Here is a 25,133-nt window from a genome sequence, read left to right on the forward strand (position 1 = left end):
CAACCCACCCACCGCCCCTCCACACTGGAGCCCAGTGCCCGGTGCGGTCCGGGACGCCCGCACCGGCGCCCCGACCGGGACGGCCGCACCGGGCACACTCACCCCATGACACCCACCCACAGCGCGCTGATCATCGCCATCCCCGAAGCCGAACCCGCCGCACCGCTCATCGCCCTCACCCACGCCATCACCGCGGCCTACCCCCAGGCCCAGCCCTACCAGGGCGCCCACCCCGAGGTCATCCCCCACCTCACCATCGGCCACGACCATCCCCGGCACACCCTGCGCCAAGCCGAAACCGCCACCACCGCCCACCTGCCCCTGCACGCCATCGCCACCCACGTGCACCTCATCCAAGGCCGCACCGAAACCGGCACCACCTGGCACACCACCCACAGCTTTGCGCTCACAGCGATAGCGCCTTCCGCCTGAACCAGCCGCCCGGCAAGGTCAGCGCCATGAAAACGCTCATCCTCGGCGGCACCGAATTCGCCGGCCTCGCCCTCGTCGACGAAGCGCACACCCGCGGGCACGACATCACCGTGCTCAACCGCGGCAGGCACCCCGCACCACCGCACGTCACCAGCCTCACCGGCGACCGCACCCGGCCCGACGGGCTCGCCGCTCTCGCCGGCACCACCTACGACCTGGTCGTCGACACCTGGTCCTGGGCCCCCGCCGCCGTCCGCGACGCCGCCCGCACCCTCAGCGGACGCGCCCGGCACTACACCTACATCTCCAGCCGCAGCGTCTACCAGGACCCCGGCACCACCGACCCGCTGACCGAGCGGAACCCCGTCGTCGACGCCGACCCCGACGCCACCGAGCAGCCCGACTACTCCGCCGCCAAACGCGGCGCCGAAATCGCCGCCGACCAGCACTTCGACGGCCCCGTCCTGCACGCCCGTGCCGGCCTGGTCCTCGGCCCCCACGAGAACATCGGCCGCCTGCCCTGGTGGCTCACCCGCCTCGCCCGGGGCGGACCCACCCTCGCCCCCGGCCCGCACGACTCGCCTCTGCAACTCATCGACGCCCGCGACCTGGCCATTTTCATCCTCGACGCCGCCGAGAAGGACCTCACCGGCGCGTACAACGTCGCCAGCCCCACCGGGCACACCACGATGGGCGAGCTGCTCGAAACCGCGAACGAGATCACCGGCGGGCACGCCGGCCTGCAATGGCGTACCCCCGAGACGATCCTGGCCGCCGGCATCCAGCCCTGGACCGAACTGCCCATCTGGCTGCCGCCGGGCCCGGACCACCAGTACATCCACCGCGGCGACGTCAGCAAGGCCCTGGCCGCCGGGCTCCGCGTGCGACCCGCGCGAGAGACCATCGAGGACACCTGGACCTGGATGCAGACCCTCAGAGGTACGCCCACAGGTCGCGACGGCCGCAGCCCGGTGGGCCTGGACCCGGCCAAGGAAGCAGCAGCTCTCAACGCAGGCTGACCGGGAAGTGGCAGCCCTCGGTCCCGGCCCGGCCAAGAGCTCCTGCCCAACGGGCTCAAATCCAAGGTGTAGGTAGTCGTTGAATTCCTTTTTGTTCTTGGGGTGAGCCGTATCCGGTGCAGCGGCGCACACCTTGTAAAGCGTCCTAGGATGTTAGGGGAGGTGGCGACGGACGGGGGTGGCGGCGACGGGGTCGGCGGGGATCTCGGAGAATGAGGGACGTGCATGGCAGTGAAACCGCACGGACCCGCGCCGAGCTGGCATCGGTCCGCCCCGAGCTGATCGCTGGCTACGACGCCGCCCTGCCCCGGGCCCGCGCCGAGATCCTGTCCCGCCTGCTCGGCGCGATCCACCGCGAACCGCTGCCCCGTGCGCGTGACCTGGTCTACCCCGGCGAGGCGGCGCAGCCGTTCGTGGTGCCCGAGCCCGGCCTGACCGTCCACCTCGGCGGCACCGCCATCAGCGACCCGCAGCACCTGATCACCGCGCTGGGCTGGCCGTCCGGGTTCGGCACCGAGATCGGCAACAGCGTCGCCAACCTCGCCCTGGCCTACGCCGACCCGGCCCCCCGATCACCGCGCCCCCTGCTCGCCACCGGACCCGGCCTGGCCACCCTGGAGCAGCAGGTCGCCGACGGGCACCCGCTGCACCCCGGATGCCGCACCCGCACCGGGCTGAGCACCGCCGACGTGCTGCGCTACGCCCCCGAGCACCGCCCCACCCTGCGCCTGCACCGAATCGCCGTCCCCGCCGACCGCTGGTACGGCACCGCTCCCCCGATCCTGCTGGCGCACCCGTGGCAGGCCGAGCACCTGCGCGACACCTATCCGTGGCTGCAACCGGCCGGGCTGAGCGAGCCGGTACGCCCGCTGATGTCGTTGCGCACCGTGGACGCCGGGGCCGTGCACGTCAAAACCGCCGTGGACGTGCAGATGACCTCGGCCGTGCGAACCGTGTCACCGGCCGCCGTGCACAACGGACCCCTGCTGTCGGCCCTGCTCACCGAGCTGACCGCTGACCTGCCGCTGGAGGTGCTGCGCGAGAGCGGAGCCGGGGCGGTGCTGGTGGACGGGCAACCCAGCCGGCACCTGGCCCACCTGCGCCGCCAGGCCCCGCGGGTGCAGGCCGGGGAGGTGGTGTTGCCGCTGGCCGCGCTGGCCGCGCCCGACCCGTACGACGGCGAACCTCTGGTGGTACGGGCGGCGCTGAATCCGTACCAGTGGTGGCACGATCTGATGTTCTTGATCTTCCCGGTGGTGATCAGCGTGCTGGAACGCGGGGTGGCTCTGGAGGCGCACGGGCAGAACCTGCTGGTCGTGCTGCGTGACGGGCGGCCGGTGCGGCTGGTGTACCGCGATTTCGGGGGTGTGCGCGTCGCGCGGTCCGTGCTGGACATCAGCCTGTCCACCGACGACCCGGCCGTGCTGCGCACCAAGCTGTCGGCGGCAGTGCTCGGCACCGTGACCGGGCAGCTCATCGCCGTGCTGCAACGCGCCGGAGCCGACGCGGGCAAACTGTGGACGATCACCGCGCAGGCCATCGCCGCGGTGGGCACCGGGCACGCCACGGCGATGCTGCGCGAGCCGATCCCGGTGAAGGCGACAACGGCCATGCGCCTGGCCGCCGACCCCCTCGATGACGTGTGGGCGTACCTGGACAACCCGATGGCCGCGTCGTGACCCGCAGCCTGGCCTCGCAGCGCCTGGCGGTGTCCGCCGCGCACGTGGCGGCCGCTCTGGACGTGCACGCCCCGCAGCTCAGCGACGGGTTCGCCGCGGCGCTGGGCGAGGCCGCCGACGTCGTGGGCCGCCGGCTGCGCGGGGCGCTGGTGCGCGAACGGCTGATCCCGGTGGCCCCCGGCGGGCAGGTCCACGGCTTCGGACGGGTGGAGTATCCGCACGCCGGCGCCGCGGACCCGGTGGAGCTGCTGCCCGCGCACCTGCCCGGCTCGGCGGAGCTGGCCGCCGAGCTGCGCAACGCCGTGGTCAACCTGGCCGTGGCGATGTCCCGGCCCCGCCCGCCCGCCGAGGACGGCCCCGACGCGCAGGCGGTGGCCGGGGAGCGGCTGGCCGTGGCCGGGCACAACCTGCATCCGTGCGGGCGGACCCGGCTGGGCTGGGACACCGGTGACGTGCTCGCCCACGACCTGGAGGCCGGGCACACCCGGCTGGGGTTCGTGGCCGTCCGCGACGACGCCCACCTCGGCGACGACGTCGGCGCGGTCCTGCGCGAGCAGTACCCGCAGCTCAGCGCGCCACCGCCGGGCTACCGGCTGCAACCGGTGCACACGTGGCAGCGTGACGGCGTGCTGCGCACCCGCTACCGGCAACTGATCGCCGACGGCGTGGTGCGCCTGCTCGACGACGAACTCGACGCGGTGCCCACCGCGGCGCTGCGCACCCTGCTGCTGCCGGCGGGCGCCGACGGGCGCCGCCGCTACGTCAAGGTGTCCCTGGACATCCAGGTGACCTCCACCCGGCGCAGCATCTCGGTCGCCAGCACCCGCAACGGCCCAGCGGTGTCGGCGCTGCTGCACCGCATGCTCGCCGAGGACCCCGGCGCGGACCGGCTGCTGCTGCTGGCCGAAACCGCGGGCGCGGCCGTGCCGGTGGGCTCGGGTCGGGACCTGTCAGCGATCGTGCGCGACGGGCTGACCGGGCGCCTGCAACCCGGTGAGCGGGCGGTGCCGGGCGGGGCGCTGCCGTTCGTGGCCGCCGAGCTGGTGGCCGGGTTCGCGGCTGCGACGCGGCGTGCGGATGACGCGGGAGCGGCGGCGGCGTTCCTGCGGGCGTACGCCCGGCTGGTGGTGCCCCCGCTGCTGCGCTTGACCCTGCGCGGGGTGGCGTTGGAGGCTCACCTGCAGAACTGCGTGCCCACGTTCGTCCGCGGGGTGCCGCACCGGCTGGCGGTGCGTGACTTCGCCGGGCTGCGCCTGCACCCGGGCCGCCTCGAAGCAGCCGGGCATCGGGTGGCGCTGTGGCCGGGTTCGGTGGTGGCCACCGGCGACCCCGACGTGCTGCGCGCCAAAATCGGCTACACGTTGTTCCAGGCACACCTGGGTGAGCTGGTGATCCGTCTCGGTCAGTCGCACGCGCTGGCCGAGGACCGGGCCTGGCGGATCGTGCGGTCGGTGCTCGACGAGGTGTACGAGCGGACCGGGCGCGACGACCACGCCGCGTTCACCGCTGCGGCGGTGCCGCACAAGGCGCTGGTGCGGATGCGGCTGGCCGGTGCGGGCGATGAATACCTCCCGGTGCACAATCCGTTGCATGCCAGCGCCTGAGCACGTGCGGTCCGCGGTGCGCGCGCTGCCCGCCCCCGTGTGCGCCTACCTCTACGACCGCCAGGCGCTGCAGGACCGCGCCGCCGCCGTGCGCGCCGCCCTGCCCGCAGGCACCACACTGCTGTACGCGATGAAGGCCAACGGTCACCCCGAGGTCGTGCGCACCCTGGCACAGGTCTGCGACGGCGTGGAGGTGGCCTCCGGCGGTGAGCTCGCGATCGCCCGCGCTGCCGGGGCGCGGCGCATCGTGTTCGGCGGGCCGGGCAAGACCGACGCGGAGCTGGCCGCCGCGCTGGACGCGGGTGCGCAGCTCAACATCGAGAGCGGGCAGGAGTTGCTGCGGCTCGATCGGCTGGCGGCGGCCCGAGGGCAGATCGTTGAGGCCTGTGTACGGGTGAACCGCACCACCACCACGATCAGCGGCTCGCACACCATGGCGGGCACGGCCACCCCCTTCGGCGGGGACGAGACCCCCCCCGCCGCGTTCTTCGCCCTGCCCCACGAGCAGGGCCGGATCATCGGGTTCCACCTGCACGCCCCCGACCGGCGGCCCCCCCCCCGGGGGGGGCCCGCCCCCCCCGTGGGGGGGGGAGGAGCCCCGCCTCGCCGCGTTCTTCGCCCTGCCCCACGAGCAGGTCCGGATCATCGGGTTCCACCTGCACGCGGTGTCGAACAACCTCGACGGCGCCGCGCACGCCCGGTTCCTGGCCGGCTGCCTGCAGTGGTCGCTGGCGGCGGCCGCAGAGCACGGGGTCGACCTGCGCATGGTCAACGCCGGCGGCGGGCTGGGCGTGGACCACACCAGCGACGCGATGATCGAGCTGGCGGCGCTGTCGCGCGGGGTGAGCGTACCGGCGGGTGTGGAGCTGATTGTGGAGCCGGGGCGGGTCCTGGCGGCCGACGCGGGCTGGTACGCCGCCGAGGTGCTGGACCTCAAGCACAATCACGGCACCTGGTTCGCGGTGCTGCGCGGCGGCACCCATCATTTCCGGCTGCCCGCCGCGTGGGGCTACAGCCACCCGTTCACCGTCGTGGCCCGTGACACCTGGGACTACCCGTGGCCACGCCCACAAATAGCAGGGGTGCCGGTGACCGCCGCCGGTGAGCTGTGCACACCCCGCGACGTGCTGACCCGCGCCCAGCACGTCAACCGGCTCCGCGTCGGTGACGTGCTGCTGTTCGGGCGTACCGGTGCCTACGGGTGGGACATCTCCCACCACGACTTCCTGCGCCACGACCCCCCACAGTTCGTGCTGCTCGGCGGCGAACGCTGACGGGTGTCAGGAGCGCTGGCCCGGTGACACCTGGGTGCGGCGCAGCTCACGCAGCGCCTGCCGGCGGGTGTCGCCCTTGAGCGTGTCGATGTAGAGCCGCCCGTCGAGGTGGTCGCTCTCGTGCTGCAACGCGCGCGCCAGCAACCCCGTGCCGTGGATCACCAGCGGCTTCCCGTGCTGATCGAAACCGGTCGCGGTCACCGACATCGCCCGTGGCGTGGCAAACCCGAGCTGCGGCACCGACAGGCACGCCTCCTCGTCGTCCTGCTGCCCGGCGAAGTCCGAGAGCACCGGGTTGATCAGGTGGCCGACCACACCGTCGACGTTGTAGGAGAACGCGCGCAGGTTCACCCCGATCTGCGGGGCGGCCACCCCGGCGCGCCCGGGTTCACGCACGGTGTCCTCCAAGTCGCGTACCAGCTCGCGCACGGCGGCGTCGAAGTCGACGATCGGGTCGGACTCGGTGCGCAGGACGGGGTCACCGAACAGCCGGATGGCACGTACAGTCATGACCTCGAACCTACCGTGCCAGCACCGAGCGCAGCGGGCCCGCCTTGGCCGCGGCCTCGGCCACCTCCGCGGCCGGGTCACTGTCGATGGTGATGCCACCGCCGGCCCACAGGTGCAGCCGGCCCTCGGCAGCAGCGACCGTGCGGATGGTCAGCCCCAGGTCGAGGTGGTCGGTGCCGACCCAGCCCAGCGCGCCCATGCTCACCCCGCGCCCCACCGGTTCCAGCCCGGCGATCTGCTGCAACGCCGCCAGCTTGGGCGCACCGGTCACCGACCCGCCCGGGCACACGGCCCGCAGCAGCGCGGCCAGGTCGAGATGCCCGACGATCGGCGCCGACACCTGCGACTCGGCCTGCCACAACCCCGACCATTGCCGTACGGCGAAAAGCTCGTCCACCCGCACCGGCCCCACCCCGGCCAGGCGGGCCAGGTCGTTGCGTTCCAGGTCCACGATCATGGTGTGCTCGGCGCGTTCCTTGGCCGAGGCCAGCAAGGCGCGCCGGCCCGCCTCGGTGGCCGGCCCGGTGCCCTTGATCGGGCGGGTCAGCACCCGGGCGGCGCGGACCTCGACGAGGGTTTCCGGCGACGCGGTGGCGATCGCCCAGCCATCGCCGCGCAGCAGCCCGCCGTAGCGAGCCCCCGCCAGCTTCGTCACCCGCTGTAGGGCCGGGCCCGGGTCGCCGGTGTACGCAGCGCTGGCATGACCGACCACATTGACCTGATATACGTCGCCGCGGGCGATGGCGTCGCGGACCGCCTCGACCGCGCCGGCATGCTCGGCCGGGGTCCAGCTCGGCCGCCACCCACCCAGCTCGTACGTCGACGCAGCGTCACCGGAGGATGCCGCGCTGAAACCGCTTTCCCGGTCGTCGCCGGGCTCGGTGTGCACGTAGAGAACCGCTGCCACATCCGGGATTCCCGGCACGGGCGTCGACGCGCCGAGTGTCCCCCCGGCCATCACCGAACCGGCATCAGCAGACACGTACAGTGAGGCACCGCAGACCGAGCCGGCGCCGATCGGGTGGAAACGGGTGGCCGAAAGGATGAGGTTTCGCACCGGCAGTCCGTTGCCGGCGAGCCACGCTGTCACAAGCTCGGCAGGGTCACCGCCCTCCTCCCGGTACCACTCGAACCGGCATGACGGACGGTGACGGCGCAGGCAGGAGGCCGGAGAGCCCGGTGCCGCTGTTTGCGTCGCTGTCGGAAAGTGGTCGTATCGGCGCCCACCGTGGAACAACTGGACAGTGGATTCTGTCAACGCAGGCCCATCACTCGCTTGCCCCGGACTCGTTCGGAAGGGAGTAGTGTTCGGCCCCGTTGATGTGAAGCACAACACAAACCCCCCGTGACCGGAGACCTCCGATGTGCCAGCACCAAACCCCCTGCCCCACCGCCGAAGCATCCGACCGCGAAGCGGCCCGGATCGTGGCGACGTTCCCTGAGCAGGGCTGGAGCCTGCTCTGCAACGGTGTCATCATCTTCGAGGACACCGGCGAACTGCTGCCCGACGGTAGCTGCGTGGCCCCGCACCGCGGACCCGCCCGCCACGCCCTCGCCGCCTGAGAAAATCCACCGACCGGCCCCGAGCGGCACTACCCCAGCGCCCCCGGGACCGGCCGACGTCACCGCACAGGCCCGCACAAAGTTCTACTCCTCGAACGCTTCCGGCGACGGGCACGAGCAGATCAGGTTGCGATCGCCGTAGGCGCCGTCGATGCGCCGCACCGGCGGCCAGTACTTAGCCGTCCGGTCCACCCCGGCCGGGAACCCGGCCAGCGACCGCGGGTACGCGTGCTCCCACTCGTCAGCCGTCACCGCCGACGCGGTGTGCGGGGCGTTGTGCAACGGGTTGTCATCGCGCGGCCAGTCACCGGCGGCCACCCGATCAATTTCCCCCTTGATCGCGATCATCGCAGCGCAGAACCGGTCCAACTCGGCCAGGTCCTCACTCTCGGTCGGCTCCACCATCAGCGTGCCGGCCACCGGGAACGACATCGTCGGCGCGTGGAACCCGTAGTCGATCAGCCGCTTGGCCACATCATCCACGCTCACCCCGGTCGCCTTGGTGATCGGGCGCAGATCCAGGATGCACTCGTGGGCCACCAAGCCCTCGTTACCGGCGTACAGCACCGGGTAGTGATCACGCAGCCGCGCCGCCACATAGTTGGCCGCCAGCACCGCCGACGACGTCGCCGCGGCCAGCCCCTGCGGGCCCATCATCCGCAGATACGCCCACGAGATCGGCAGAACCCCCGCCGAGCCGTGCGCCGCCGCCGACACCGCGTGGGTGTCCGGCCCCTGCTTCAACGGATCCCCCGGCAGGTACGACGCCAGATGCGCGCGCACCGCCACCGGACCCACCCCCGGACCGCCACCACCGTGCGGGATGCAGAACGTCTTGTGCAGGTTCAGGTGCGACACGTCAGCGCCGAACTTGCCCGGCTTGGCATAGCCCACCAGCGCGTTCAGATTCGCCCCGTCGACATACACCTGCCCGCCCGCCTCGTGCACCTTGGCGCACAGCTCGGCGATGCCCTTCTCGTACACCCCGTGCGTCGACGGATACGTCACCATGATCGCCGCGAGCGCCTCCCGATGCTTGTCGATCTTCGCATCGAGGTCGGCCAGGTCCACGTTGCCCATCTCGTCGCAGGCCACCACGACCACCCGCATGCCCGCCATCACCGCGCTGGCCGCGTTCGTGCCGTGCGCACTCGACGGGATCAGGCACACCTCGCGATGCTCGTCACCGTTGGCCCGGTGATAGCCGCGGATCGCCAGCAACCCGGCCAGCTCACCCTGCGAACCCGCGTTGGGCTGCACACTCACCGCGTCATACCCGGTGACCTCGGCCAGCCAGCCCTCTAGCTGCGCCACCAGAGCCTCGTAACCGGCGGTCTGCGCGGCCGGCGCGAACGGGTGGATGTTGGCGAACTCCGGCCAGCTCACCGGCTCCATCTCGGTGGTCGCGTTCAGCTTCATCGTGCACGACCCCAGCGGGATCATGCCCCGGTCCAGCGCATAGTCACGGTCCGACAGCTTGCGCAGATAGCGCAGCATCGCCGTTTCCGAATGATGCGTCCGGAACACCGGGTGCGTCAGGAACTCCGACGTGCGCGCCAGCTCCGCCGGGATGCCACCGCGGAACTCCGGCGCGTCACTGGCCCCGAACGCCGCCAGCACCGCCGCGACATGCCCCGGCGTGGTCGTCTCATCGGCGGCCACCGACACCCGGTCGGCGTCCACCAGCCGCACGTTGATCCCGCTCGCCTCGGCCGCGGCCACCACCCCCGCCGCCCGGCCCGGCACGATCGCCGTCACCGTGTCGAAGAACGCCGACGCCGCCAGCTGCACCCCGGCCGCGCTCAACCCCGTCGCAATCGCCCCAGCCATCTCATGCGTACGCTGCGCGATCTCCCGCAACCCGGCCGGCCCGTGATACACCGCGTACATGCTCGCCATCACCGCGAGCAGCACCTGCGCCGTACAGATGTTGCTGGTCGCCCGCTCCCGCCGGATGTGCTGCTCACGGGTCTGCAACGCCAGCCGGTACGCCGGCGCCCCATCGGCATCCCTGGACACCCCGACCAGCCGCCCCGGCAGCGAACGTTCCAACCCGGCGCGCACCGCCAGATAACCCGCGTGCGGACCGCCGAAGCCCAGCGGCACCCCGAACCGCTGCGTCGTGCCCGCAGCGATGTCCGCACCGATCTCCCCCGGCGCCCGCAGCAGCGTCAACGCCAGCAGATCCGAGGCCACCGTCACCAGCGCACCCACCGCATGCGCCGCCTCGATCACCGCGGCGTGATCCCGCACCGCCCCCGAAGCACCCGGATACTGCAGATGCAACCCGAAGAACTCACCCGGCAACCGCTCGCCTGAGTCCAGATCGACCAGCCGCAGCTCGATACCCAGCGGCTCAGCCCGGGTCCGCAGCACCGACAACGTCTGCGGCAGCGTGTCGGCATCCACCACGTAGACGCTGCTCCTGCTCTTCGACGCCCGCTTCGCCAAGGTCATCGCCTCCGCGACCGCCGTGCCCTCATCCAGCATCGACGCGTTCGCCGTGGTCAACGCGGTCAGATCGGTGACCATCGTCTGGAAGTTCAGCAGCGCCTCCAACCGGCCCTGACTGATCTCCGGCTGATACGGCGTGTACGCGGTGTACCACGCCGGGTTCTCCAGCACGTTGCGCCGGATCACCGCCGGGGCCACCGTGGCGTAGTAGCCCAGCCCGATCATCGACGTGGCCACCACGTTGCGCCCGGCGATCTCCCGCAGCTCGGCAATGGCCTCTTCCTCCGAGGCCGCCGCCGGCAACTCCAGCCGGCCGTGCCAGCGGATCACCTCGGGGATCGCCGCATCCATCAGCGCCTCCAGCGAGGCATACCCGATGGCCTTGAGCATCTGGGTCTGCGCGTCCTCATCCGGACCGATGTGACGATGAGCGAACGACATGAGCGGCTCCTGCGGGGGGATGAAGGTCGACACCAACCTCCCCCTCTGTCATACCCACAACGGGCACTTCAGAGTCGCCTGTCCGCGCGGTCCTTTTGCCTGAGAGGTTCCGGGGAGGATTTGCCCCTTCGGCGCCGCAGGCATCACCATGCAACCAGCACTGTGACCTGCGATCTCTCCCGCGCGAGTGGTGCGGCTGAGGCCAAACCTACCAGTGATCGCAGCAGCGGCACGTATCCCTAGGCTGTGGTGTGTGACCTACTCCGCGGACGTAACCCGCTACGACACCATGGCCTACCGCCGGGCCGGACGCAGCGGCCTGCACCTACCGGCGATCAGCCTCGGCCTGTGGCACAATTTCGGCGACACCAGGCCCCTCGAACGCCAGCGCGCCATCGTGCGCCGCGCCTTCGACCTCGGCGTCACCCACTTCGACCTGGCCAACAACTACGGCCCACCACCCGGCAGCGCCGAGATCAACTTCGGCCGGCTGCTGAGCACCGACCTCAAGGCCTACCGCGACGAACTGATCATCTCCACCAAGGCCGGCTACGACATGTGGCCCGGCCCCTACGGCGACCACGGCTCCCGCAAATACCTCGTCGCCTCGCTCGACCAGTCGCTGCAGCGCCTCGGCCTGGACTACGTCGACATCTTCTACCACCACCGCCCCGACCCGGACACCCCCATCGAGGAAACCATGGGCGCCCTCGACGCCATCGTGCGCGCCGGCAAAGCCCTGTACGTCGGCCTGAGCAACTACACCGCCGAGCAGACCACCCGGGCCGCCGCGATACTCAACGACCTGGGCACCCCGCTGCTGATCCACCAGCCCTCCTACTCCATCCTCAACCGCCGCATCGAGCACGACAACCTGCTCGACGCCCTCGACACCGCCGGCGCCGGCTGCATCGCCTTCAGCCCCCTGCAGCAGGGCCTGCTCACCGACCGCTACCTCGGCGGCATCCCCGACGACTCGCGCATGCGCACCAGCCGCTTCCTCACCGAGGACGCCCTCGACCCGACAACCCTCGCCCGCCTGCGCACCCTCAACGACCTCGCCACACGCCGCGGGCAGAGCCTGGCCCAGTTCGCCCTCGCCTGGGCGCTGCGCGACCCCCGCATGACCAGCCTCATCATCGGCGCCAGCAGCGTCGAGCAGCTCGAAAACAACCTCGGCGCCCTCGCCCAGCCCGCCGTCAGCGCCGCCGAACTCGACGAGATCGACGCCACCGTCCTGTGAACAAGCTGTTCCCCAGCAACACGATCCTCGCGGTCGTGGTCGGCTCACGCGCCTACGGACTCGACGGCCCGGACTCCGACCACGACCGCCGCGGCGTGTTCGTCGCCCCCACCCGCGACTTCTGGCGACTGGACAAACCCCCGACCCACCTCGACGGGCCCCAGGACGAACAATTCTCCTGGGAGATCGAGCGCCTCTGCACCCTGGCCCTGCAAGCCAACCCCACGGTCCTGGAAACCCTCTGGTCACCGCTGATCGAACACTGCACACCCGAGGGCCAAGAACTGCTGGACGTACGCGACGCGTTCCTGTCCCGGCGCGTCGCGCACACCTACGGCTCCTACGCCCGCGACCAGCTCAAACGCGTCGACGCCCGCCGCACCCGCACCGGCGAGACCAACGGCAAACAAGCCATGCACATGCTCAGGCTCCTGATGGCCGGCACCCACGTGCTGCGCCACGGCGAAATCCTTTTACCGGTACGAGCACAGCGCGAGGAACTCCTGGCCGTGAAAACCGGTAGAACGCCGTGGGCAACCGTGGTCCAGTGGGCCGCAGATCTGCTCGACGACCTGGCCCACGCCGAAGCCGCCACACCACTGCCCGCCGAACCCGACCGCCGGCGCGTCGAGCAGTTGCTGGTGTCCGTACGGGAAAGGAACCTGACGTGACCGCAACCGTGCCCCCCTGGGCCGCCGACGCCGCCCAGCTGCCCTACCCCGCCGTCTTCGTCACCGTCAGCGGCGCCCACCTCTACGGCTTCGCCTCCCAGGACTCCGACCTCGACCTGCGCGCCAGCCACATCCTGCCCGCAGCAGAAGTGGTGGGGCTGCGCACCGGCCCCGGCACCGTGCAGAAAGACACCTGGCACAACGGCGTCGAACTCGACGTCGTCAGCCACGACCTGCTCAAGTTCGCCCGCCTGCTCACCTCGCGCAACGGCTACGTCCTTGAGCAGCTCCTGTCCCCGCTGGTCCTGCACACCTCCGACGTGCACCGGGCCCTCAAAGACCTGGCCCCCGGCCTGATCACCCGCTACCACGCCCACCACTACCTGGGATTCGCCGCCACCCAACTGCGCCTGTTCGGCAGAACCAGCGAGCTCAAGCCAGCCCTCTACACCCTGCGCGTCCTGCACACCGGCATCCACCTCATGCGCACCGGCATGGTGATCGCCGACCTGGGAGAACTGAGCGACGCTGCGTACGTACAGGAAATGATTGCCCTCAAGCGGGAAGCGGAACATGGCGCCTTTCCCGACGCCTGGCGGGCGCCTTTCCTCGACAACGCCGAGCAACTGCGCGAAACGCTGGAGAAGGAACGCGACCGGTCAGCGCTGCCTGGTGAAGCGGACCGCGCGGCCGTCGAGGCCCTGCACGACCTGGTCGTCCGCGCCCGCCTGGCCACCGTCTCCTGAGCCCCGGAGGCACCGGGAGATGGACGCCTCCGATCCTTCCACCTTGCTCCGGCCCGAACCGCGATCCGGTTCCCCGGTGGGGCGCCCGACCGAGCAGGACATCGACGGGTACCCGCACGGCGCCCCCACCCTCAAAGCTTTGTAGTTGGCTGTCGGCGAAGCCGTCTTCTTTGGTTGTGCCCACCTGAACGACTGTCCCCGGCCGCACACCGCGTAGACCGTCCTAGGAAGCTAGGCTGTAAAGCCAGACGCTTGTTCCTATGCTGCCCGGATGGCGAGCAGCACGGCCGAATGCGCCTGAGCGGCAGGCCAACCGCTGCCCCGCCGCCTCTCGAACGGCGTCCGGATGACCGGCGGAAGCGGATACTGCGAGCGGGCAGTTACGCTATGGGTGTGTTCACGCACGAACTCGACCGCGACGACCCGGTCAGCCGCCTGGCCCGGCCGCACCGGCCCGTGCTCGTGGCGGGAACGCTGGGCGAACTGACCGGGCCGACCAGCGGCCTGATCGAGCTTCCCCTGCGGCTCTGGTGGAACCCGCACCGCACCTTCGACCTCGACCAGCACACCATGTTGCTGTGGATGTACGAGAACGTCCTGCGCGAGGCCGTACGCGTCGCTGAGCTGCGCACCCACCTGCACGGCCCGACGCTGATCCGCCTGTGGCCGGAGCTGAACCTGCCCCGAGGGGTCCGCGTCGCCTGGGAGGCCCGCCACCCCACCCTGCACCGCCTGAGCGCTACCGGCGACAAAGCCGCCTGACCCGCCAGCAGTCCGCGGGTTCCTCGGCCAGGTCCACCGACGCCCCGGCGGCGCCTGCGCCGGCGGGACACAAGCCATCCCCCAGCGAGGCGCCGGGGGATGGCGATTCAGTGCGGGCCCACCGCCACGATGCGGACCGCTGCGGCGCCCAGTTCGTCGCTGGCGGCCAGGTCCACTTCGGCTTCGATGCCCCAGTCGTGGTCGCCTTCGGGGTCCTCGAAGACCTGGCGGACCTTCCAGAGTGCCGGGCCCTGCTCGATGTGCAGCAACGCCGGGCCGCGCGCCGACGGGCCGGTGCCGACCAGCGGGTACTCGGCGTAGTAGTCCTCGAGGGCTTCGATCCAGCGCTGCGAGGTCCAGCCGGACTCGGCATCCAGCTCGCCCAGCTCGTCGGGGCGGCGCAGGGCGAACAGCTCGACGCGGCGGAACAGGGCGTTGCGGACCAGGACGCGGAAGGCGCGCAGGTTGCGGGTGACCGCGGGGGGCTTGTCGTCCAGCGGGGAAGGTTCCTTGACCTCCTCGCCGGGGTTGCGCAGGCGTTCCCATTCGTCGAGCAGGCTGGAGTCAACCTGGCGGACGAGCTCGCCGAGCCATTCGATGAGGTCGGTGAGTTCCTCGGTGCGGGCGTCCTCGGGGACGGTCTGGCGCAGGGCGCGGAACGCGTCGGCGAGGTAGCGCAGCACGAGACCCTCGGAGCGGGACAGCCCGTAGAAGGAGACGTACTCGGTGAACGTCATCGCGCGTTCGTACATGTCGCGGACCACGGCCTTGGGTTTCAGCTCGTAATCGGCGACCCAGGGGTGACCACGGCGATAGGTCTCGTAGGCGGCGTCCAGCAGCTCGGCCAGGGGCTTGGGGTAGGTGACCTCCTCGAGCAGCTCCATGCGCTGGTCGTACTCGATGCCCTCGGCCTTCATGGCGTTCACCGCTTCGCCCTTGGCCTTGAACTGTTGCGCGCTGAGCACCTGGCGCGGATCCTCGAGGGTGGCTTCGATCACCGACACCACGTCGAGCGGGTAGTCCGGGGACTCCTTGTCCAGCAGTTCCAGGCTGGCCAGCGCGAACGGTGACAGCGCCTGGTTCAGCGCGAAGTCCAGTTGCAGATCCGCGACCAAGCGGTAGGTGCCGTCGACCTTCTCGATGACGCCGCCGGCCAGCAGCGCGCGGGCGATGGCGATGGCGCGGCGCACGTGTTTGCGCTGGGCGGCGGGTTCCTCGTGGTTGTCGGTGAGCAGATGGCGCATCGCCTCGAACGGGTTGCCGCCGCGGGCGATGACGTTGAGCAGCATCGCGTGCGACACCTGGAACGACGACGTGAGCGGCTCGGGTTCGCCCGACACGAGGCGTTCGAACGTGGGCGCGCCCCAGCCGATGGTGCCTTCCGGGGGCTTCCTGCGTACCACCTTGCGGCGTTTCTTGGGGTCGTCACCGGCCTTGGCCAGGGCTTTCTCGTTCTCGATGACATGCTCGGGGGCCTGCACGATGACCGTGCCCAGCGTGTCGAACCCGGCGCGCCCGGCCCGGCCGGCGATCTGGTGGAACTCGCGGGCCTTGAGCAGCCGGGTGCGTACCCCATCGTATTTGGACAGGCCCGTGAAGAGCACCGTGCGGATCGGCACGTTGATCCCCACGCCCAGGGTGTCCGTGCCGCAGATGACCTTGAGCAGCCCCGCCTGCGCGAGCGTCTCCACCAGCCGCCGGTATTTGGGCAGCATGCCCGCATGATGCACGCCGATGCCATGACGGACCAGGCGTGACAGGGTACGGCCGAAGCCCGCCGTGAACCGGAAGTTACCCAGCGCCGCGGCAATCGCGTCCTTCTCCGCGCGCGTGCACATGTTGATGCTCATCAGCGACTGCGCCCGCTCCAACGCCGCCGCCTGGGTGAAGTGCACGATGTACACCGGCGCCTGATGCGTGGTCAGCAGTTCCTCGATGGTCTCGTGCAGCGGCGTGGTCGCGTACGAGAACAGCAGCGGAACCGGCCGCTCAGCGTTCGTCACCACCGCCGTCGCCCGCCCGGTGCGCCGGGTCAGGTCGTCGACGAAGCGCGTGGTGTCGCCCAGCGTGGCCGACATCAGCAGGAACTGGGCCTGCGGCAGCTCGATCAGGGGCACCTGCCAGGCCCAGCCGCGATCGGGTTCGCTGTAGAAGTGGAACTCGTCCATCACGACCTGGCCCACGTCGGCGTCCGCGCCTTCGCGCAGCGCCAGGTTCGCCAGGATCTCCGCGGTGCAGCAGATGATCGGCGCATCGGCGTTGACGCTCGCGTCACCGGTCAGCATGCCCACGTTGTGCGCGCCGAACTGGGCGCACAGCGCGAAGAACTTCTCCGACACCAGCGCCTTGATCGGGGCGGTGTAGAACGTGGTCCGCTTGTCGGCCAGCGCCGCGAAGTGCGCGCCGGTGGCCACCAGGCTCTTACCCGAGCCGGTCGGGGTGCTCAGGATGACGTTGGCCCCGGTGGCGATCTCGATGAGCGCCTCTTCCTGATGCGGGTACAACGTCAGGCCCTGCTCGCTCACCCAGGCCTGGAAAGCTTCGAAGACGGCGTCGGGTTCGGCGGTGCCGGGCAGGCGCTCAGTGAGGTTCATGATGCGCTCAAGCTTAGGGTGTCGCTCGCAGCGTGGCCGGACGCGGGAGCGCGTCCGGCCACGACAAGGGACCCTGCTGTGGAGTCTCTAAGCGCCGAAGGCGGCGTAGAGAGGTCCGGCGACGCTACCCGCGAGGCCGATGACGGCGGCGACGACGGCAATGGTGGAACCGATTCTCAGGCGCATCTCAAGGAGCCTTCCTGGTGCTGTGCTTCCTGGCCTCGCACCAGCTACCTTGCGCCGGCCCGGTTGCCGTCCGGGACACTGCCGGTTGCTGCTCGGTTGCCGGCCCGGCCCCGGGACAGTTTGCTGTCGCAGGCCGGGCTTGAGCGGCGGCGGCTCAGGCGAACATCGCCGCGACGTGCTGGGCCACCTCGTCGGCGGGGACGTCGCGCACGTGCTGATTGATCGCCCAGCGGTGCCCGGACGGGTCGAGGAACTGGGCCGTCCGGTCGCCCCAGAACGCGTCGTGCGGGGCCTCGAACGGCGTGGCGCCCGCGGTGATCGCGCGGTCCCAGGCCGCGTCGACATCCGGCACGGGCAGGTGGAACGCGGCCGGTGTTCCGCCCAGTGCGGCCGGGGTGCGCATGCCGCGGCCGGGCCACTCGGCGGCCACGGCGAGCACGGTGGCGCCGACTGTCAGCTCGACGGTCAGCGGCCGGCCGCCGGGCAGCGGGATCCGGTGGGTCTCGCGGGCGCCGAGCACGGTGGAGTACCAGGTCGCGGCGGCGTCGGGATCGGTGACGACCAGATGGACAGCAATCGTTGTCATGCGGCGACCATACAGACTGTATGGTCATCATGTCCAGATCGGTTATACGGTACGCTCCCAGCGTGATGGCACGACGCGATGAACCTCCCAAGGGCGGCACCGAGCTACGCGAACGCATTCTGGAGACGCTGCGGCACCTGCTCGGCGAACGCACCTTCGACACCCTCAGCGTCGCCGACGTCATCGCTGCCGCCGGGGTGTCGCGGGCCAGCTTCTACTTCTATTTCTCCGGCAAACAGGCGGCACTGGCCGAGCTGGTCCGCCGCGCGGTCGGTGTGGGCCACGAGGCAGCCGAGCCGTGGGTGCAGGCCCAAGCCGACCCGCAGGAGGCGCTGCGCGCGGGCATCGACGCCGGGGCCGGGCTGTGGCTCGACAACGCGGCCGTGCTGCGCGCGATCGTGGAGAGCTGGGCGTCGGACCCGCAGCTACGTGAGTTGTGGCTGACCCAGATGGCCACCTTCACCGACGCCACGACCGCCCGGCTCGAAGCCGACCCCGGGGTGGCCGCCCGGCTCGGCGACGACGGGGTGGACCTGCAGGCCCTGGCAGCCACGCTCACCTGGACCGGGGAGCGGCTGTACTACCTGGCCGCCTGCGGGGTGCCGCCCTTCGACGACCGGGCGGTGCTGGTCGACACGCTGCTGCACCTGTGGGTGTCGGCGTTGTACGGATCCCGGCCGAGCCGCACGATCGGCTAGCCTGCCGTCATGGCGAGCGCCGAGCTGGATGAGTTGATCGTCGGGGATGCCGAGGCGCTGCGCGCGTGGTTGACGGCCAACCATGCCACCTCCCCCGGCATCTGGCTGGCCCTGACCCGCAAGGGCGGCACGGTCACCACGCTGACCTGGCAGCACGCGGTCGACGAGGGCCTGTGCTTCGGCTGGATCGACGGGCAGGCCCGCAAACGCGACGAGCAGAGCTCGTGGATCCGGTTCACCCCCCGCCGCCCCCGCAGCATCTGGTCACAACGCAACGTCGCCCACGTGGCCCGCCTCGAAGCTCAGGGACGCATGCTGCCGCCCGGGCGCGCCGCTGTGGAGGCGGCCAAGGCGGACGGGCGCTGGGATGCGGCCTACGCCCCGCCCTCGGAAGCCGAGGTGCCGGCCGACCTGCTCGCCGCGATCGCCGCCGTCCCGGCCGCCCGGGCCATGTTCGAGGTGCTGACCAAGGCCAACCGGTTCGCCCTGATCCACCGGGTCAACGCGGTCAAACGCGAGCAGACCCGCGAGCGTAAGATCGCCGGATTCGTCGCCATGCTGGCCCGCCACGAAACGCCCTACCCGCAGAAGGCCAAGCCCCCGGACATGGGTGCCTAAGCGCGTGGCCACCCGCTGAGTCGCTCCCGCAGCCGGGCCACGTCCTCCCCCGACAGCCCGTACACCGCGAACCGCGCGTCATCCAGACGGTCCAGATACCGCCCGGCGTCCGCGATGTCCTGCTCCTCCAGGGTGTCGTCGAGGGCGTGCGCCAGCTCCAGCACCCGCGCCAGCGGATAACGCTCCAGCGCCGCAGCCACGTCGATGTAGTCGCGGACCTCGCGACGGTTGACCAGGGCGGCGACCTTGGAGGCGACCAGGTCGTCGAGGTGCATGACCGGGCCCACGTCCATCACCACCGGGGCGCGGCGGCGCTCCAGGCGGGTCAGGGTCAGGCGCAGCGCGCGGCGGCCGTCGGCCACGTGGTATTCGCGCAGGTCCTCGTCCATGCCGGCGAACATCTCGTCGGCCACCTCACGGAAGACCTGGTAGCCGGCCTCGGTCAGTGCGGCGGTGACGCCGGCGGCGGCCGCCTCGACCGCACCGGCGGTGTCGGTGAACAGGTCGATGTCCTCGGTGGGGCGCCGGACCAGGCCGTTGACCAGCCAGGCGACGCCGCCGCCGAGCACGAAGCGGTGCTTGCCGCCCACGGCCAAAGCGATGGTGGCCACGTCACGGTAGAAGTCGTCGATGTGGGCGCTCACGACCGCAGAACTTAGCCCAGCGGTACGACAAGAAGCGGTAGCCGTACCGTGAAAGTGGTCCCGAGATGGGGCCGGCTGGTCACCTCGATGCGCCCGTCGTGATCGGTCACGATGCGGTGCGCGATCGTCATTCCCAGCCCGGTTCCGCCGGTGGCGCGCTGGCGGGCCGGGTCGGCGCGCCAGAACCGGTCGAACACCCGCTGCACGTCGCTCTCGGTCATCCCCACGCCGGTGTCCTGCACGGCGAGCACGGCCGTGGTGCCCTCGCCGCGCACCTGCACCAGCACGTGACCATCCTGATCGGTGTAGCGGATGGCGTTGCTCAGCAGGTTGCCCAGCACCTGGCGCAGCCGGTCGGCGTCGGCGTGCACCATCACCTGGTGGCCGGTGTCGACGGTGAGCGCCACCCCGGCCTCGGCCGCGACCGCCCGGTGCGCGGTGGCCGCCTGCGCCACCAGCTCGGCCAGGTCGACGGGAGCCTTGGTGTACTTGAGGTCGCCGGCCTCGGCCAGCGCAAGCACCTGCAGGTCATCGAGGATGCGGCGCTGCAGCAGGGTTTCCTCGTGCAGCGAGGCGAACAGCTCGCGGCTGGGTTCGACCACGCCGTCGGAGAGCCCTTCGAGGTAGCCGCGCAGGTTGGACAGCGGGGTGCGCAGCTCGTGGGCGACGTCGGCGATGAGCCGGCGCTGGCGTTCCTCGCTGCGCTGCACCGCCTCGGCCAGGTCGTTGAACGAGGTGGACAGCCGGGCGAGTTCGCCGCTGCCGCGGGCCGGGACGCGCACGTCGACGTGGCCGTCGGCCAGGCGCCGGGACGCGTCGGTGAGCCGGGCCACGGGGTCGCTGACCCGGCGGGCGATCAACGCGGTGCCCACGGCGGCCAGCACGATCAGACCCAGGGCTCCGATGGCGGCGGGGCGGCCCAGGTCGCGGTTGTCGCCCGATTTGGCCCCCAGATAGATCGACAGGGGTACGGCCGACGACGTGGTCACCCCGTAGGTGAACGTTGAGTACAGGCACTTGGTGCTCAGGTCGGTGGCCCCGTTCACCCCGGCGCAGTGGGTGTACTCGTTCCAGATGTCGTCCTGCCAGTCGGTGTCGGCGCGCACCTTGTCGACCGCCTTGCGTACGCACACCGGGTAGCTCAGCAGCAGCTCGGTGCTCAGGTAGGGCGCCTTGTCGCTCGGCAGTACCGCCTCTTGGGCCGGGTCGTCGCCGGCGATGCAGCGCACGGCCACCAGCGCCGCCCGGTACTGCGACACCTGCCGCAGCATCTGCGTCGCCGGCAACTGGGCCACCACCTCGTCCGAGTTTTCCGGCGAAGCGGCGGACGAGGAAGGGATCGGGGCGTTGCTGAACAGGTCGGGGCTGAGCGGGGGCCGGCCCCGCGAGCGGGTGACGGCCAGGGCGGCCCGCGAGGCCCGGGTGTCGGCGATGGCCGCGGACAGCTGCGGGCGGGCGTCGACGGTGAGCCGTACGCCCTGCACCGGCCCGGAGGTGCGGCCCTCGATGGTGTCGGAGTCCACCAGCACCAGCCCGTCCTCGGTGCGGAGCTGGATGTGCAGGCCGGTGTCGCGCGACAACTGGGCGACCACCACGTCCAGGCCGGGCCAGCGCCCGCGTAAGAGCCCGAAACGCTGCACGGTGTCGACGATCTCGGTCTGGTGCTGCTGGGTGTCGCGCTGCGAGCTCTCGTACTCCCGGGAGGTCAGGCTGAGCGTCAGCCACGCGGTGGCGCCGATCGCGGTGACCGCGACGACCATCACCAGCATGAAGATGCGCAGCCGGAAGCTCACTGCTCGGCCATCCGGTAGCCGCGGCCGTACACCGTCTGCACGTAGCGGGGTTCGGCCGGGTTCGCCTCGATCTTGCGGCGCAGGTTGACCACGTGCGCGTCGACGGTTCGCTCGGAGACGTCCTGCTCGAAGCCGAAGGTCTTGTCGATGATCTGTCCGCGGGTGAACACCCGGCCGGGTTCGCGGGCGAGCAGTTCGACGATGCCGAACTCCTTGGCGGTCAGGCTCACCGGGATGCCGCCGACGCGCACCTCGAAGCGCCCGGCGTCGACCTCCAGCTCCCCCACCCGCAGCACCGACGACGGGGTGTCGCCGACCCCGGCGCGGCGCAGCAGCGCGCGTACCCGGGCGGTCAGCTCGCGCGGGCTCACCGGTTTGGTCAGATAATCATCAGCGCCGATGTCCAAACCGAGCAGCATGTCGTTCTCCGACGCACGCGCGGTGACCAGAAGAATGGCAATACTCGATTCCGCGCGCAGAATGCGGCACACGTCAAGACCGTCGACCAGTGGCATCATCACGTCGAGCACAACCAGGTCGGGCCGGCGGGCCCGGGCCACCTCCAGCGCCGCCCGGCCATCACCGACGGTCAGCACCTGGTGGCCCTCGCGCTCCAGGTAGAGGCGGATGAGCTGGGCGTGCTTGGGATCGTCGTCGGCGATGAGAATGCGAGCTGTCACGGCGACGATTGTCACCCGGGGCGTCAACAATGTGCGGAACTGATGAAGATCCGGGCCTTTTCCCGTACGAGAACAGTTCTGCGCCATTTCCTCATAAGTTCCTCACAGGCCCCGCCCTAGCGTTCGCAGCGTCCCTCAGCCGCAACGTTGGAGGAGTTCGCCATGTGCGGTCTCGCCGTATTCATCAGCAGCCGCCCCGGAGCCGGGGTGCCGGATCCAGGCACCGCTGCCGCCTTCGAGGGCGCACTGGAGACGCTGCACCACCGCGGCCCCGACGACACCCGCGTCGAGTACGGCAACGGCCTGGCTTTCGGCTTCAAGCGCCTGGCCATCATCGACCGCGAGGAGAGCGCGCAGCCGGTGCACTACCCGGCCGACGGCCCGCAGGCCGGGCGCTGGACCGTGGTGTTCAACGGTGAGATCTACAACTACCGCGAGCTGCGCGCCGACCTGATCCGCCAGCACGGCGCCACGTTCGCCACCCACGGCGACTCCGAGGTGCTGGCCGCAGCGTTCCACTACTGGGGGGCCGCCGCGCTGCCCCGGCTGCGCGGCATGTTCGCCTTCGTGGCCTACGACCACTGGACCGGCACCACGCACGCCGCGCGCGACCCGTTCGGCATCAAACCGCTGTACCTGCTGGAAACCGCCGATGGGCTGTTCGCCGCGAGCGAGCGCAAGGCGCTGCTGGCGTTCAGCGGTGACTCCGGGGCCGCGCTGGACACCGACGCGCTGGCGCACTACCTGAGCTTCCAGTACGTGCCGGACCCGTTGTCGCTGCACCGGCACGTGCGGCGGCTGCCCCCGGGGCACCGGATGACCTGGACCCCCGGCGGCGGGCAGCGCCTGGAACGCTACTTCCGGCCCTCGCTGCGCCCGCTGCACGTGCAGCCCGAGGCGGCGTACCACGCGATCCAGAACGCGCTGCGCGACAGCGTCCGCAAGCACATGCACGCCGAGGTGCCGGTCGGGGCGTTCCTGTCCAGCGGCGTGGACTCCTCGGCCATCGTGGCGCTGGCCAAGGAGGTCAAGGACGACCTGCACGCCTTCACCGCCGGCTTCGACGACGAGGCGTACTCCGAGATCGCCATCGCCCAGGACACCGCCGGCCAGCTGGGGGTGCGGCTCACCCCGACGATCATCAACGACGACGACGTGATCCGCGAGCTGCCGCGCATCGTGCAGTTGCTCGACGACCCGGTCGCCGACCCCTCGCTGATCCCGCTGTACTTTCTGGCCCGCACCGCGTCGCGCTACGTCACCGTGGTGCTGTCCGGCGAAGGCTCCGACGAACTGTTCGGCGGCTACACCATCTACCGCGAGCCGATGTCGCTGGCCGGCATCGACCGGCTGCCGGCGGGCATGAAGCGCGGGCTGCGCAACCTGTCGCACGTGATGCCCGAGGGCATGCGCGGGCGAAGCTTCCTGGAACGCGGCACCACCCCGATCGAGGAACGCTACTGGGGCAACGCGCGCATCTTCACGGCCGAGGAGAAGGCCCAGCTGATGCGGTTCACCGCCGAGCCGCACACGGCCATCACCTCGCACCTGTACGCCGAGACGGCCGACGTGGACGACGTCGCCTCGATGCAGTACGTCGACATCCACACCTGGTTGCCGGGCGACATCCTCACCAAAGCCGACCGCATGTCGATGGCGCACTCGCTGGAGCTGCGCGTGCCGTTCCTGGACCAGGCGGTGTACGCCGCCGCCGCCGGGTTGCCCACCGAGCTGAAGCTGCCGCACAACACCAAGGGCACCAAGATGGCGTTCCGCGAGGCCATGCGCGGCATCGTGCCCGAGTCGGTGCGCGACCGGCGCAAGCTGGGCTTCCCCACCCCGACGCGGGTGTGGCTCAAGGGCCAGATCGGCGAGTGGATCGGCGCGCTGTTCGACGGCTCGCAAGCCGGGCACCTGCTGGACCTGAACTACGCGCAGGGCCTGCTCGCCGAGCACCGCCGCGGCGAGGCCGACAACTCGCGCAAGGTGTGGACCGTGGCGATGTTCTGCCTGTGGCACGCCATCACCGTCGAGAAGGCCATCGTGCCGGTGCCGGCGCGCGCCCCTTCCGCCCTCGTCGGCTAGGGGCTCGGCTTGGCCAGGGGCTCAGCGCATCGGCGGCGCCGTCGATGGAAGGATGTGGGGACTTGGCGGGTGGCCGCGGCGGCACTGGTCGCTGTCGTGGCCGGTGGGCTGGGCATCGCGGCGTGTGAGGCGCTGCCGTCGATGAGTCAGGTGAGCCCGGCTGCGGCTCCGGAACCGTCGCGGGGGCCGACGCGGGCACCGGCGGCGCGCTCCGGGCGTACCGGCAAAATCACCTACCCCGCCACCGGCAGCCGCAAGTGGCGCACCGCGCCCGCGTCGAAGCAAACCGGTGGGGAGCACGGCATGCTGCTGCGGTACCGGGTGGTGGTGGAGAGCGACATCAAAGGCCTGGCGGTACGCGCGTTCGCCGACGCTGTCACCGCCACGCTCGACGACCCGCGGGGCTGGACCGCCGATGGCTCGCTGCGGCTGCGCCGGGTCGGGCCGGGGCAGGCCTACGACTTCACGATCTACCTGGCCACGCCGCGCACCCGCGACCGGCTGTGCGCCAGCTCGACCGATGCCTACACGTCGTGCCGCAACGGCGACACCGTGGTGCTCAACGTGGCCCGCTGGGTCAAGGCGGTGCCCGGCTTCGGCGCGCCGCTGGCCACCTACCGCCAGTACATGGTCAACCACGAGGTGGGGCACCGGCTGGGTCACGGCCACGAACTGTGCCCCGGCCGCGGCGAACCGGCGCCGGTGATGCAACAGCAGACGCTGGGGATGCACGGCTGCACCGCGAACCCGTGGCCGTACCGTCAGGGCAAGCGCTACACAGCAACCCCGGGTGCGTATGACGATGCGGTGCCGGCGCCCGATACCGGGTTGCGGTGAGCACTCGCCGATGT

22 protein-coding genes, 1 pseudogene and 1 riboswitch are annotated in these 25,133 nt (G+C 71.0%); of the genes and pseudogenes, 15 read left to right on the forward strand and 8 right to left on the reverse strand.

Going from position 1 to position 25,133, the window contains the following annotated elements; all coding sequences use genetic code 11:
- The first annotated feature begins 105 nt into the window (after positions 1-105).
- From TFC3_RS37975 to TFC3_RS39995, 6 genes and pseudogenes are all read left to right on the forward strand, one after another.
- Positions 106-432, forward strand: a complete 327-nt coding sequence (locus TFC3_RS37975) for a 2'-5' RNA ligase family protein (protein WP_067499887.1) — start codon at positions 106-108, stop codon at positions 430-432.
- A 26-nt stretch (positions 433-458) separates the two neighbouring features.
- A complete protein-coding gene (locus TFC3_RS14235; RefSeq protein WP_067499888.1) occupies positions 459-1,451 on the forward strand; it encodes an NAD-dependent epimerase/dehydratase family protein in 993 nt (330 codons plus the stop codon).
- 221 nt (positions 1,452-1,672) lie between these two features.
- Positions 1,673-3,130, forward strand: coding sequence for an IucA/IucC family protein (locus TFC3_RS14240; protein ID WP_369819622.1), 1,458 nt, complete (start codon positions 1,673-1,675; stop codon positions 3,128-3,130).
- A complete protein-coding gene (locus tag TFC3_RS14245; protein WP_067499894.1) occupies positions 3,127-4,734 on the forward strand; it encodes an IucA/IucC family siderophore biosynthesis protein in 1,608 nt (535 codons plus the stop codon). Before TFC3_RS14240 ends, TFC3_RS14245 begins: the two co-directional genes overlap by 4 nt.
- Positions 4,721-5,173, forward strand: a pseudogene (locus tag TFC3_RS39990) (alanine racemase); the annotation flags it as partial. The gene TFC3_RS14245 and the pseudogene TFC3_RS39990, both read left to right, overlap by 14 nt.
- Positions 5,174-5,399: 226 nt before the next feature.
- Positions 5,400-6,008, forward strand: coding sequence for a hypothetical protein (locus TFC3_RS39995; RefSeq protein ID WP_369819623.1), 609 nt, complete (start codon positions 5,400-5,402; stop codon positions 6,006-6,008).
- 6 nt (positions 6,009-6,014) lie between these two features.
- On the opposite strand, the gene TFC3_RS14260 is transcribed toward TFC3_RS39995, so the two are convergent.
- On the reverse strand, positions 6,015-6,518 hold the full coding sequence (locus TFC3_RS14260) for a peptide deformylase (RefSeq protein WP_067499896.1): 504 nt from the start codon (positions 6,516-6,518) through the stop codon (positions 6,015-6,017).
- Between the two features lie 10 nt (positions 6,519-6,528).
- Entirely contained in the window at positions 6,529-7,755 is a 1,227-nt protein-coding gene (locus TFC3_RS14265) for a chorismate-binding protein (protein WP_067499898.1), read from the reverse strand.
- A 125-nt stretch (positions 7,756-7,880) separates the two neighbouring features.
- On the opposite strand from TFC3_RS14265, the gene TFC3_RS14270 reads away from it, so the two are divergent.
- Positions 7,881-8,081, forward strand: a complete 201-nt coding sequence (locus TFC3_RS14270) for a DUF5999 family protein (protein ID WP_067499899.1) — start codon at positions 7,881-7,883, stop codon at positions 8,079-8,081.
- A gap of 84 nt (positions 8,082-8,165) precedes the next feature.
- Here TFC3_RS14270 and gcvP read toward each other — a convergent pair whose 3' ends face one another.
- Complete coding sequence (gene gcvP / locus TFC3_RS14275) at positions 8,166-10,976, reverse strand: aminomethyl-transferring glycine dehydrogenase (protein WP_067506662.1); 2,811 nt, start codon at positions 10,974-10,976, stop codon at positions 8,166-8,168.
- Positions 10,977-11,053: 77 nt separating this feature from the next.
- Positions 11,054-11,168, reverse strand: a riboswitch (glycine riboswitch).
- Between the two features lie 61 nt (positions 11,169-11,229).
- Here gcvP and mgrA point away from each other — a divergent pair.
- The 4 genes from mgrA to TFC3_RS14295 all read left to right on the forward strand — a co-directional run bounded on the left by mgrA (position 11,230) and on the right by TFC3_RS14295 (position 14,398).
- A complete protein-coding gene (gene mgrA, locus TFC3_RS14280; protein WP_082772048.1) occupies positions 11,230-12,219 on the forward strand; it encodes an L-glyceraldehyde 3-phosphate reductase in 990 nt (329 codons plus the stop codon).
- Positions 12,216-12,890 carry a DNA polymerase beta superfamily protein gene (locus TFC3_RS14285; protein ID WP_153040229.1) on the forward strand — a complete coding sequence of 225 codons (675 nt, stop codon included), beginning with the start codon at positions 12,216-12,218 and terminating at the stop codon, positions 12,888-12,890. The genes mgrA and TFC3_RS14285 overlap by 4 nt, the downstream gene beginning before the upstream one ends.
- Entirely contained in the window at positions 12,887-13,636 is a 750-nt protein-coding gene (locus TFC3_RS14290; protein WP_067499900.1) for a DNA polymerase beta superfamily protein, read from the forward strand. Before TFC3_RS14285 ends, TFC3_RS14290 begins: the two co-directional genes overlap by 4 nt.
- Before the next feature lie 387 nt (positions 13,637-14,023).
- Positions 14,024-14,398, forward strand: coding sequence for a hypothetical protein (locus TFC3_RS14295; RefSeq protein ID WP_067499909.1), 375 nt, complete (start codon positions 14,024-14,026; stop codon positions 14,396-14,398).
- 107 nt (positions 14,399-14,505) lie between these two features.
- On the opposite strand, the gene TFC3_RS14300 is transcribed toward TFC3_RS14295, so the two are convergent.
- Both TFC3_RS14300 and TFC3_RS14305 read right to left on the reverse strand, forming a co-directional pair.
- Complete coding sequence (locus tag TFC3_RS14300) at positions 14,506-16,992, reverse strand: RNA helicase (RefSeq protein WP_067499916.1); 2,487 nt, start codon at positions 16,990-16,992, stop codon at positions 14,506-14,508.
- 340 nt (positions 16,993-17,332) lie between these two features.
- Positions 17,333-17,764, reverse strand: a complete 432-nt coding sequence (locus TFC3_RS14305) for a VOC family protein (protein WP_067499925.1) — start codon at positions 17,762-17,764, stop codon at positions 17,333-17,335.
- Between the two features lie 65 nt (positions 17,765-17,829).
- On the opposite strand from TFC3_RS14305, the gene TFC3_RS14310 reads away from it, so the two are divergent.
- Both TFC3_RS14310 and TFC3_RS14315 read left to right on the forward strand, forming a co-directional pair.
- Entirely contained in the window at positions 17,830-18,462 is a 633-nt protein-coding gene (locus TFC3_RS14310) for a TetR/AcrR family transcriptional regulator (protein WP_236718397.1), read from the forward strand.
- Positions 18,463-18,471: 9 nt separating this feature from the next.
- Positions 18,472-19,080, forward strand: a complete 609-nt coding sequence (locus tag TFC3_RS14315; protein WP_067499932.1) for a YdeI family protein — start codon at positions 18,472-18,474, stop codon at positions 19,078-19,080.
- Here the strand turns inward: TFC3_RS14315 and TFC3_RS14320 are convergent.
- The 3 genes from TFC3_RS14320 to TFC3_RS14330 are packed head-to-tail and all read right to left on the reverse strand — an operon-like array spanning position 19,077 to position 22,206.
- Positions 19,077-19,724: a nucleotidyl transferase AbiEii/AbiGii toxin family protein gene (locus TFC3_RS14320; protein ID WP_067499933.1), complete on the reverse strand. Its 648-nt coding sequence runs from the start codon at positions 19,722-19,724 to the stop codon at positions 19,077-19,079. The genes TFC3_RS14315 and TFC3_RS14320 overlap by 4 nt on opposite strands.
- An 11-nt stretch (positions 19,725-19,735) precedes the next feature.
- Complete coding sequence (locus TFC3_RS14325) at positions 19,736-21,517, reverse strand: cell wall metabolism sensor histidine kinase WalK (protein ID WP_067499934.1); 1,782 nt, start codon at positions 21,515-21,517, stop codon at positions 19,736-19,738.
- A complete protein-coding gene (locus TFC3_RS14330) occupies positions 21,514-22,206 on the reverse strand; it encodes a response regulator transcription factor (protein ID WP_201787246.1) in 693 nt (230 codons plus the stop codon). The genes TFC3_RS14325 and TFC3_RS14330 overlap by 4 nt, the downstream gene beginning before the upstream one ends.
- A 153-nt stretch (positions 22,207-22,359) precedes the next feature.
- Here TFC3_RS14330 and asnB point away from each other — a divergent pair, with 153 nt between their 5' ends.
- Positions 22,360-24,282 (forward strand): asparagine synthase (glutamine-hydrolyzing), encoded by a 1,923-nt coding sequence (gene asnB, locus TFC3_RS14335; RefSeq protein ID WP_067499935.1) that lies wholly within the window; start codon positions 22,360-22,362, stop codon positions 24,280-24,282.
- 69 nt (positions 24,283-24,351) lie between these two features.
- Positions 24,352-25,119 (forward strand): DUF3152 domain-containing protein, encoded by a 768-nt coding sequence (locus tag TFC3_RS14340; RefSeq protein ID WP_236718123.1) that lies wholly within the window; start codon positions 24,352-24,354, stop codon positions 25,117-25,119.
- Positions 25,120-25,133: the final 14 nt, after the last annotated feature.

This window comes from Actinoplanes sp. TFC3, from assembly GCF_001553785.1.
In the GTDB taxonomy this organism is placed as follows: domain Bacteria; phylum Actinomycetota; class Actinomycetes; order Mycobacteriales; family Micromonosporaceae; genus Actinoplanes.

What these genes read in the sequence shown, in the direction of transcription:
- TFC3_RS37975 (WP_067499887.1), top strand. Translation starts at nt 106, where the DNA reads ATGACACCCACCCACAGCGCGCTGATCATCGCCATCCCCGAAGCCGAA.
- TFC3_RS14235 (WP_067499888.1), top strand. Translation starts at nt 459, where the DNA reads ATGAAAACGCTCATCCTCGGCGGCACCGAATTCGCCGGCCTCGCCCTC.
- TFC3_RS14260 (WP_067499896.1), bottom strand. Translation starts at nt 6,518, where the DNA reads ATGACTGTACGTGCCATCCGGCTGTTCGGTGACCCCGTCCTGCGCACC.
- TFC3_RS14270 (WP_067499899.1), top strand. Translation starts at nt 7,881, where the DNA reads ATGTGCCAGCACCAAACCCCCTGCCCCACCGCCGAAGCATCCGACCGC.
- gcvP (WP_067506662.1), bottom strand. Translation starts at nt 10,976, where the DNA reads ATGTCGTTCGCTCATCGTCACATCGGTCCGGATGAGGACGCGCAGACC.
- TFC3_RS14295 (WP_067499909.1), top strand. Translation starts at nt 14,024, where the DNA reads ATGGGTGTGTTCACGCACGAACTCGACCGCGACGACCCGGTCAGCCGC.
- TFC3_RS14300 (WP_067499916.1), bottom strand. Translation starts at nt 16,992, where the DNA reads ATGAACCTCACTGAGCGCCTGCCCGGCACCGCCGAACCCGACGCCGTC.
- TFC3_RS14305 (WP_067499925.1), bottom strand. Translation starts at nt 17,764, where the DNA reads ATGACAACGATTGCTGTCCATCTGGTCGTCACCGATCCCGACGCCGCC.
- TFC3_RS14310 (WP_236718397.1), top strand. Translation starts at nt 17,830, where the DNA reads ATGGCACGACGCGATGAACCTCCCAAGGGCGGCACCGAGCTACGCGAA.
- TFC3_RS14315 (WP_067499932.1), top strand. Translation starts at nt 18,472, where the DNA reads ATGGCGAGCGCCGAGCTGGATGAGTTGATCGTCGGGGATGCCGAGGCG.
- asnB (WP_067499935.1), top strand. Translation starts at nt 22,360, where the DNA reads ATGTGCGGTCTCGCCGTATTCATCAGCAGCCGCCCCGGAGCCGGGGTG.